Origin of the sequence: Nostoc sp. 2RC, assembly GCF_014222165.1 — a bacterium.
Taxonomy (GTDB): domain Bacteria; phylum Cyanobacteriota; class Cyanobacteriia; order Cyanobacteriales; family Nostocaceae; genus Nostoc; species Nostoc linckia.
The window spans coordinates 1-9,675 of record NZ_JACKZU010000324.1; the positions used below are offsets into that span (position 1 = coordinate 1).

General features: G+C 39.3%; 8 protein-coding genes and 1 pseudogene. 3 read left to right on the top strand and 6 right to left on the bottom strand.

What is annotated here, in order from left to right; translation table 11 throughout:
- Positions 1 to 9: 9 nt before the first annotated feature.
- The 4 genes from GNE10_RS26835 to GNE10_RS26850 form a co-directional block, all read right to left on the bottom strand.
- A complete protein-coding gene (locus GNE10_RS26835; protein WP_185568436.1) occupies positions 10 to 1,098 on the bottom strand; it encodes an aromatic ring-hydroxylating dioxygenase subunit alpha in 1,089 nt (362 codons plus the stop codon).
- A gap of 163 nt (positions 1,099 to 1,261) precedes the next feature.
- Complete coding sequence (locus tag GNE10_RS26840) at positions 1,262 to 2,689, bottom strand: glutamyl-tRNA reductase (RefSeq protein WP_185568438.1); 1,428 nt, start codon at positions 2,687 to 2,689, stop codon at positions 1,262 to 1,264.
- Between the two features lie 276 nt (positions 2,690 to 2,965).
- Entirely contained in the window at positions 2,966 to 4,387 is a 1,422-nt protein-coding gene (locus tag GNE10_RS26845) for an FAD-binding protein (RefSeq protein ID WP_185568441.1), read from the bottom strand.
- Positions 4,388 to 4,392: 5 nt separating this feature from the next.
- Complete coding sequence (locus GNE10_RS26850; RefSeq protein ID WP_260447051.1) at positions 4,393 to 4,944, bottom strand: L-2-amino-thiazoline-4-carboxylic acid hydrolase; 552 nt, start codon at positions 4,942 to 4,944, stop codon at positions 4,393 to 4,395.
- Between the two features lie 24 nt (positions 4,945 to 4,968).
- On the opposite strand from GNE10_RS26850, the gene GNE10_RS26855 reads away from it, so the two are divergent.
- Positions 4,969 to 5,127, top strand: a complete 159-nt coding sequence (locus tag GNE10_RS26855) for a hypothetical protein (RefSeq protein WP_185568455.1) — start codon at positions 4,969 to 4,971, stop codon at positions 5,125 to 5,127.
- Between the two features lie 657 nt (positions 5,128 to 5,784).
- On the opposite strand, the gene hemF is transcribed toward GNE10_RS26855, so the two are convergent.
- Positions 5,785 to 6,789 (bottom strand): oxygen-dependent coproporphyrinogen oxidase, encoded by a 1,005-nt coding sequence (gene hemF / locus GNE10_RS26860; RefSeq protein ID WP_185568446.1) that lies wholly within the window; start codon positions 6,787 to 6,789, stop codon positions 5,785 to 5,787.
- 750 nt (positions 6,790 to 7,539) lie between these two features.
- Positions 7,540 to 8,077, bottom strand: a pseudogene (locus tag GNE10_RS26865) (ISAzo13 family transposase); the annotation flags it as partial.
- A gap of 371 nt (positions 8,078 to 8,448) precedes the next feature.
- Between GNE10_RS26865 and GNE10_RS26870 the strand changes: the two are divergent.
- Both GNE10_RS26870 and GNE10_RS26875 read left to right on the top strand, forming a co-directional pair.
- A complete protein-coding gene (locus GNE10_RS26870; RefSeq protein WP_244918088.1) occupies positions 8,449 to 8,694 on the top strand; it encodes a hypothetical protein in 246 nt (81 codons plus the stop codon).
- Entirely contained in the window at positions 8,691 to 9,512 is an 822-nt protein-coding gene (locus GNE10_RS26875; RefSeq protein ID WP_185568453.1) for a hypothetical protein, read from the top strand. Before GNE10_RS26870 ends, GNE10_RS26875 begins: the two co-directional genes overlap by 4 nt.
- The last annotated feature ends 163 nt before the right edge of the window (positions 9,513 to 9,675 follow it).

Sequence of the window (9,675 nt, forward strand, 5' to 3'; positions counted from 1 at the left end):
ATCCCCCCATCAGCCATTATTCAGCAACACCGTTAAATCCTCTTCCCTCCGAACAGAAGGTTGAATTAAATTTCCATTGGAGTGGTTTAATTGGTTTCCATCGGGTTTCATTCCCCATCCCATAGCGAAACATTTTTGACGAAGTTTGCGATAAGCAATGGATAAGTTATCGCAAGGGATGTGAACTTCATCTGACAACTTATCGGGGACTGTCATCGGGTATTCAGACTCCACCACTGCCTTATCTTCCATGACAACTTTGTAAGCCGCCCGTTGGAATATGCCATTTGCCCAAGGGAAAGTTAAAAAACTGCGAAACTGAATTCGCTTGGTAATGGTGGTGCGATCGTCAACAGGAACGTGGACGGTAAAATTAATCAGTTTGCCACGACCAAAGTCCACCACTAACCGCGTGATATTGGGCATATAAAAGCCCAGAGTTACTTTGACATTGGCTTGCAATGGGCGAAAAACAAACGCGAAAATATCTTTTGCTTTGGTGTAATCTCTAACATTAACTTTGAGGTGAGCTTCCCATTCGCCTATATTCAACTCGTAGTCTTCCATTTTTTGCTCTAATGCAAACCCATTACCGAAGGATTTGGAATGAATAATAGATACGTGGGACATATCCATATCATTCTCTAGGGTACGGGTATAGTGAGCGTTGAGTTCGTATTCAAAGAAAATTCTTTGTAGCCTTTGGTCGGAAAATTCTGGCAAGGGTGGAATTGGCGGGCGTTCTTTTTCTGGTAAGTCCCCATAAAATAGCCAGATAAAACCGTATTTTTCCTGTATTGGATAGCTGTCTACGCGGGCATTCTTGGGAATAGGAACTCCGGGTTGATTAGCAGGAATTTCAATACATTTTCCATCTGCTTGAAACTTCCAAGCATGATAAGGGCAATGAATACAATCATCTTTGACCCAACCGAGAGACAAGGCAGCACCACGATGGGGACATCGGTCTTCGAGGGCTATTAGTTGTCCTTGAGCATTACGGTAGAAGACAAATTTCTGATTAAATATCCGGACTTGTTTGGGCTTTTTGGTAACGGCTGCGCTAAACTCACAAGCGTACCAGAAATTTTTTAACATGCTTGCTTCCTGCTATTCCTGTTGAGAGTAATACTTCCAAGTAAAAAATATTTCATTGCTATTGTTGACTGTTGACTGTTGACGGTTCACAGTTAACAGTCAACAGTCAACATCCAACGCTTTAACCCAAATAATTTATTTTTTGGACTTCCCTAAAACCTTCTTAAGTTACGCTTTGAGCAATAACTTCTTCGACTTTTGTATGGACTTCAATACTTTCAAGTCTCATTTGAGCAACATTGATGTTTTTCACTGCCATCTCTAGAGTGCTGATTGATAAAGAGGATGTTTGAGACACAAAATTAGATTGCACCTCTTTGGTATCGAGATTAAACAGCACTTGTAGAACCTGCAGGACAAGGCGTTGAGTTTCTACATCGCGCTGTGTCCGCAGTTGCACCATCGGTTCGTGGAGAATTTTGTTGATAATCCTCAGAGTTAGGGCTTCCACAGCTTCTTGATGTTTTTTCGCAAAATCAGACCCCATACGAGAAAAAGCTTTTTCTAATTCTTGTTCGCGAATTTTTTCCATTTTTTCTCGTAAACAGCTAATAATAGAAACAGTTTCTCGCGATCGCAACCAAGTTTGAAATGCCTCTAAATCCTCTTGGATTAATGCTTGCGCCTCTATTGCCATTTGACGGCGGCTTTCTTGATTCTGGGCAACGACGGTTTTTAAATCATCAACATTAAACACCTGTACGTGGGGTAACTCATTAACGTCTGCATCAACGTTACGAGGTACTGAAATATCAAACAGCATCAAAGGCTGTTGTGGTTGCAATGCACCTTGGAGTTTAGCTTTGTCCAGTAAGGGTTCAACTGAAGCAGTACTGGTAAAAACTAAGTCGGAAGCTGCCACTAATGACATCAATTCAGCCAGGGGATAATATTCCACTCTCGCATCACTAAATTGACTGGCCAATTCCCTAGCGCGTTGCATGGAACGATTGACAATGGAAATTTGCGTCGCCCCTTTAGCAATGAGATGTTGCACCAGTCGCCGAGCCATGTTGCCAGCACCGACAATTGTGACTCGGCAAGTTGATAGCTTTTCGACTTTGATTTGGGCTAATTCCACTGCCGCAGAGCTGACCGAAACCGCACCCGTACCAATTGATGTCTGCGTTCTCACCCGCTTGGCAGTGGTGACGGCTTGCTTGAACAACTGATTGAGGATGCGTCCGGAACCGTCGTTGTATTGCTGAACCAATTGGTAGGCGTGTTTCACTTGAGCGAGAATTTGTCCTTCTCCCAACACTAAGCTATCTAAACCGGAAGCAACTTGCATTAAATGTTTAACGGCATCTTGCTGTAACAAAGTAAACAAATATTGATCCAAGTCCGCAAAGGGCAGTTTACTATACTCGCAAAGAAACTCAGTCACCTCAGCAGCGGCCTGGTCTATCTTGTTGACAACTACGTAAATTTCTAGCCGATTACAAGTGCTAAGAATGGCAGCTTCTTCTATGTGAGAGTATTTACACAGCTGGGCAATGGCGTTTTCAATTCGTTCTTCTGGAATACTCAGTTTTTCACGAATTTCCACTGGAGCTGTTTTGTGACTAAGACCTACAAGTGCAATATTCATGTTTCCTCCTTTGAAGTTTGTCCTCTTTTAAGAAACATGGGGAGTGGGGAGTAGGCAGTGTGGGAAGAAAGTATTTATTTCATTGTTAGCGGGTGATGTGTCAGGGAAAACGCATCTAAATTTTTCAAAAAGTATGTTGACAAAAAGCGAAACATATATTCCAAATCAAAGAATCGAATTTCTCGCCATCGCTTTTTAAAATTTCTCCCTTGTCCCCGCGTCCCCTTGTCCCTACATCAGCTTCGATAATCAGTCTTTGAGGAGATATGGCATAAGTTATACTGCGATCGCAGACTTAGCAACATCCTCTATGAGTTGGTGGGTAATGTGTTCGTATTCAAAAAAGCCAGAGTTAAATATTCCTTTGGGGTCGTACTTGCTTTTGATTTCATTAACTTTCGGCCAGTAATCCCCAAATTGGCTTTGCCACTGTTGAATAGTAAAATCTATCCAGCAAGTTAAATATCTTTTTCCACCCATTTCTAAACTCAGGTTGCTGAGTTTTTTCAATTCAGCCAAAATGGGTTGCACTTGCGATTTAGGAATGCTGGGATAAATCCCAAAACCAACAATCAATTCTTCCTCTTGCGGTAAACGAAACATGGGCTTGGTGTTATTGCGATTTACCAAGCAAAAACAGCCCATTTGCGTTTTACTAATATCGAGGAAAGTCGGTAACTTTTTCAGAGTGGTTTCAATGTAATCTTTAGCAGATGAAGCAGGAAGAAAAACATCCATCCAAGGGTGGGCAATTTCTTTACTATCTACTTGAATCATGGGTTCGATGAATTGTGCAAATCCCAAATCTTCAGTATGAATATGACGGTAAAAATTTAAGCCGCCAAGGATTTGTTTGTCGTCAATTTCTTCAAGAGAATTTGCCTCAACAGTAATCCGCAAAGTATAAAACCATTGAATCAAAGGTTGGATGAATCCCGTAGCTCTAGATATTCCTTGCAAACAGGGAACTGGAAAAGATACGAGATGATCGATTCTTTGTTCAGTTACTAAAATCCGTTTGTCATGCAAAAGAGCATCTAAATCATCATAGAACAGCAAATACGTGCGGGTTTGGGAAGGGTAAACTTTCAGTTTGTGCTGAACTTGGGTAATAATTCCAAACTGATTGTAACCGCAAAGTACGTGATTAAAAAGTTCGCTATTTTCTTCAGGCGTACACCAAACAATGTCGCCTTCTGCTGTTACAACTTCTACACCAAGACAATTATCAGCTTGATTTCCGTAAAGAAAAGACGCTGCACCTATACCACCAGCAGAATGAGTTCCTCCTAAAGAAACACCAAAATAATTGGTTAATACGGGAGGAACTAAACCATCAGGAACACAAGCATCAACTACTTGATTCCAAGAAGTTCCTGCATCAGCTTTAAACCAAAGTTGGTCTTTTTGAATATCTCGAATTGTATCGAGATTTTTCATATTTAAAACGATTCCATCTTGGTTTAAAGACTGACCACCCAAGGAATGTCCCGCAGCCCGTGAAGAAATTACTAATCCTTTTGCACTGGCATATTTAACAGTTTGGGCAATATCGCGAGCATTTTTCGGAGTCACTACAACTTGGGGAGATTTTTGGTAGATACCACCGAAATCTTGGGAAACTTCTGTCAAAAGTTCTAAACTATCGCTGACTTCACCTGCAATCAAACACTTGAGGTCTTGAACGATGCCATTCATAAAAGTTACAATCCTTTAGAAAGAGATGTTTTTAAAAGATTCATCCCAATCTGCAAGATTTTAGGAGTCAAGCGAATCAAATCTAAAATATGAGAGAAGAAACTTGGTGTTTCCTGTGGCTTTAATTCAACTTCTTTGGCAGGTCTTTCATACTTGAACATACAAACGCAATCACCATCTGCCTGCTTGCTAATAATTGCCGCTTTCATCCCAGGAAATGCTTGCCTGGTTGCTTCTTGTTCCATCTCACAAATTACTCGACAAGGGCTTTCAAGTCCATATTCTTTGGCAATTGAAAGCACTGGACAAACTCGTTGAATTTCTAGGGCCGCATCTTTTCCATTTTGGGAAATATCTACAACTTGCATGTTGAAACCCATAATCCGAAAGATGGGAATTGCATCGGTAAAGCCTTTGGCTATGGTGGTATTGTCGATGAAAGCACCCATGAACGCCTTTTGATGAGCGGGGTAGGCTAACATCATTTGTTCAAAAGCTGCATCTTCTCCAATTTCATCTGCCAGCTTTTTGTAAGCTGCAAATCGATTCCTAAACATATTTACTGCTTTTGAGGAATCCATTTGCATTACGTCGTTCATGGTAATGTCGCCAATACCGATTACGTTATCCATTGGCAGTTCTCCGCTTTCGTTAATTATTTAAATGATATGAAAAAACAAGGTAATCAACGGTCGATCGCTGCTATATTTGAAACAGCGATCGCCATCACTGACGGTTAACTATCAACAGTTAACAACCAATAATCAAAAGATACGCAACGCTCAACCCTGTTGGCAGCTTAGCATGTCTTTAGTGATTCAGGAGTAGCGTGAATCGAACTCCATAAGTAAAGTAAAACAATTGTCAAAGTTAAATATCTACTAATAAACATGCACAGGAAGACAATGTCAATTTCCTGCAATTCTTCAATGGAAAACTGAACTTGGAATAATTTGCTAATTTCAGCTTTAAATTTGGCGAATTCATTTGAATTAGACCAGCGAAACGTTCTGTTAATTTTTAGCAAAAAACTTGTCGGCAATTTTTCCATAAACACCTTGTTACTTCCTGTTTAGAGGCTGTCTTTAAAGAAATTTAAAGAGTAAAAATTAGGCGCTTCTCATACCATTTCACTCAATTTTTGATACAAATTACTTTTTAGCTTCACAGCTTGTGATATCAAATCGCCGTGAGAAGTAAGGCTTTTAAATTGCACAGTTGTTCATTAACTTTATTGACTGCTGACAGTTAACTGTTAACCATCAACAGCGAATAGCCAACACCAAAAATGTGCAATTTAAATGTGTGACAGTTTAAGTATTATCTGTATCAATCTTCAGTGAAACGGTATTAGGATTTAGTAGCCAACATTTTTTATCGGCTGCTGTTGAGTGTCTTTACACCCACTCTTGGGGATTTCTTAGTACCTGTAAAAGTTTTGCTTCTTCGCTATCAGCGGCCGGTTGGTCGTTATAGTTCCAAAAAGCTTCTCCAGGCATACAATTCAAGACACTTTGGGTACTAACAATACCGCTTGTTAATCCGAATCGCACACCTCTATCATGTAATAGGATAAATTCGGCATAACGTCCGCGTCTGATACGCTGCCAATATTTATGCTGTTCTGTAAACTCCATATCCTGGCGTTGTTTGACAATAGGAAAATATGCAGGGATAAAAGCTTCAGAAGAAGTTTTTACAAAGGAAAGTAGGGTTTCAACATCGGAGTGTTGTAAATTGTCAAAGAAAATTCCACCCACACCTCTGCACTCACCGCGATGAGGTAGATAAAAGTATTCATCACACCACTTTTTCAAACGTGGATAAAGTTCTGGGTCATGTTGGTCGCAAGCTGCTTTATGTAATTGATGAAAATGAACTGCGTCTTCTTCAAATAAGTAAATTGGTGTTAAATCACCACCACCACCAAACCACCAAGAACCAGGTTCAGTTCCATCACCCAACTGAAAGTAGCGATAGTTAACGTGTGCTGTAGGCACCATTGGATTAAATGCGTTAATCACAACACTGGTGCTGGTAGCAAAGAAAGAAGTACCTTTTGCATCTGGCGCTATGGTTGCAGGGTCAGCTATTACAACATCCGATCCTTGGAAGGTGACACCAGGAGGTAATTCACCTTGCATTGACACGTAGTTGATGCCTACTTTTTCAAATACATTGCCACTGCGTAGAGACTTGTCGATGTAGATAGCACCATCATTGTTTTCACCTTGTACCCATTGGCCGATTTCATTTCTTGTCCACTGTTGTTCGTGAAGCTTAGTTCCATCTATTTCCTCAATAGCTTCGCAAACATTATGAAACATATCTAACAAAAAACTTTCAACTCTTTTACTAACCGGTGGTTGCTTGACTGCTGGGTTTTCAAGAATTTGAACCATGACAAGTGACCTCGTTGTGACTAAATAATTATTTGCGAAAAGGAAATTTTGGAATCTATAAACATTGGAAGTTACTTCTCAAGTTTTCATCTTGAGGTTTCATCGATTAAGTATGTTTGCTTTGTAGCAAAAGTCTTGTCAGTAAAGAGCTAGCTTTGTGCGTTCATTACTTTAATTTTTCGCAGCAGCTAAATCTTTTCATTATTTATTCTTTTTCTTCAGCTAAGTTTTTACTAGTGAAGATCTGGAATTTTAGGAAAATTATAAAAAAATTATTAAAAAGTAACTGACTGGTTTGAGAAGAAAAACAGCATAACTTCAATGAGGTTAACTAGTTACACTCCTAGTCAGTGTTTACCACAGTTTTTACTTAACTAAACAATAAGTTATTTTTAGCTGATTTTTAACCTAAACATAATTAATATCTCCATCTTTAGATAGAAGACAAAATATTGTTATGAATCATTAAGCTTTATGCCAATTATTTTCCTTTCTTCAATATTTAGTAGATTACAGAAAATAAAATATACAATTATCAATAATTGATAATCATTTTCATGCACCAGGAAGTGTTGACTGTTAACTGTAGTCAAATAACAGCCTGGGCAGCAAAATTTGATAAATTATTTAGAACTGCTGTAGTATTAAAATTATTCAGGCGTGGGATTTAATTATTTAGATACTGTTAAATATAAAAATAGCGATCGCCACTTCTGAAACAAACATACATTCATAAGTCGCCCTTGTTATGGCTTCTTGTTTTACTATAAATAATTGCTCAAAAATTACATTGATTACGGGTACTTTTTCGAGATGGAATACTGCCAACTCGCTTGAGGGAATAGCCTAAATCATTTAACTTGACACGAATTGTTTCTAAAGTTGGTAATTCTTCCTGATTATAACCAAACTTCTCAATTAATTGATGTCTCACTTGGGCAGCAGAAAGACGTTTAGACAAAGTTTTGCTTTGAGAACCGGGGTCTATCTGGCTTTGTAAATCCACCAATTTTTTGATATCTTCTAAAAGATTTGGCAGTTTTATTTCTGCTTTATAACGGCCTCTACTGCGATAATTATCTACACAAGTGATATTAGTAGTTAATTCTTTAATACCTTTACTAATAGTTACACGATTCCAACCCAATTCTCGTTCCGCTAGAGACTGTCCTCCATGTCCTAATGCCATAACTGTTTGTGCCATAAATTTACGTTTTTCTGCACCTTTTAATTGCTGTGCAGTTTCCTTCAACAACTTTTTTAGTAAATCCGTTAATTCTACTGGCATCTGTGTTCATCCAAAAATTCAATCATCATTGAATTTACTATCAAAAGGGAAGAAGACGCTAGGAAAGGCAGCCTCTTTTTACTTTATTGATAATGATTATTATTATTTTTTAGTATATTTTATTTTCTGGAAGCTTTATCAAAATACATGCAGTCCGATCGCTACTAAATAACTTTTTCCTTAACTTCACTAGTCTTTACTGGTGAAATTTTTCAGAAAACTTACTCTAGATTGCAAAGCGCTTTTGAATTTTCGTTTTTTGAAGCTGGATGTATAAGGAGAACCAAGAGGCATATGCGGTAATAAAAGGTACTATGCCGAAAGTGCTTAAGTTTCGGTTCAAAGCGTTGTGTGCACAATATGGATTAAAGATGAGTGAAGTATTACAAGTCTTAATCAGCGAATGGGTACAGGCTGATGGCCCGACTTCTTCTTTCATGACTGACACCTTGGATGAGAACCGAGACAATATCACAGATGTTAAGGCATATATTCCTTCCTTCCTAAAGACGCGATTTAAAGTTCTTTGTGCTCAAAGAGAGGTTATGCAACGCTTTATCCTTTACAACCTTATTCGTGAATGGGTCGAAAGAACCCATGAAAGCAACTTGCCATGAATCTATTATTCCGTTCAACTAACATCGACAAACCTAACAACACTAACGAATCCACCCTCAAGAGCAATAATCCCTTTATCCAACTAATATTTGACACAGACCAAGTATTGCAGACTCGCAAGCTTCTAGATAGAGCTATAGTATCTGCTGCCAAAGATACATTATCAAACTGCAAGCCACCCGCCTTAACTCCCTCTCGCTGGATATGGCAACTCGCCGCTTCCTACCATTTAACTCATTCCACTGAGGTATTAATGGAAGAAGCAGCTGGGCGTTTTGCTCGATTGGGACGCTGGAGTTTAGCACAGTGGGCCGCACACAAAGCCCATGAAGAACAAGGTCACGATCGCCTCGCCTTGCTTGATATTCAGTCAATGGGATATGATGCACAAGCCGTAGTCAAAGCATTGGTTCCTCCAAATGCGATTGCTTTGCTAGATTTGTTCACTCGCAGCGTGCAAACAGCAGATCCAATTGGTTGTGTTGGATATTGTTATACGATGGAACGTCTAGCAATGAATATCAAAGCAGAGCATATCCAACTAGTGGAAGCAATACTACCATCTCATATCGATGCTACTCGTTGTTTGCGGATGCACAGTTGTTTGGGTAGTGACGTAAACCATGTGGAGGAAACACTGAAAATAGCCGCAACACTAACTTCAGAAGAGCGCACAAACATAACTGTTGCCTGCTATGAAACTGCATTGTTGTACTTTAGCTCGCTGAATGAAAATTACATCTCAGAAGTGGAATTACAGCAGGTATTGAATCAGTTGAAGTTAGAGACTAGAGAAGTGTTGACTGTTGACTGTTGACTGTGAACTGTCAACACAAAAATGCTCTGAGCAGCTTACCAATTTTGGATTAAAAGCTTTTGCTATAAAGCTGTGCCAAAAGATTGTACCGATTCAAAAAATGTTTGCGACAGATACCCCACCCGCCTGACGGCACCCTCCCCTTGCCAAGGGGAGGGTTGGG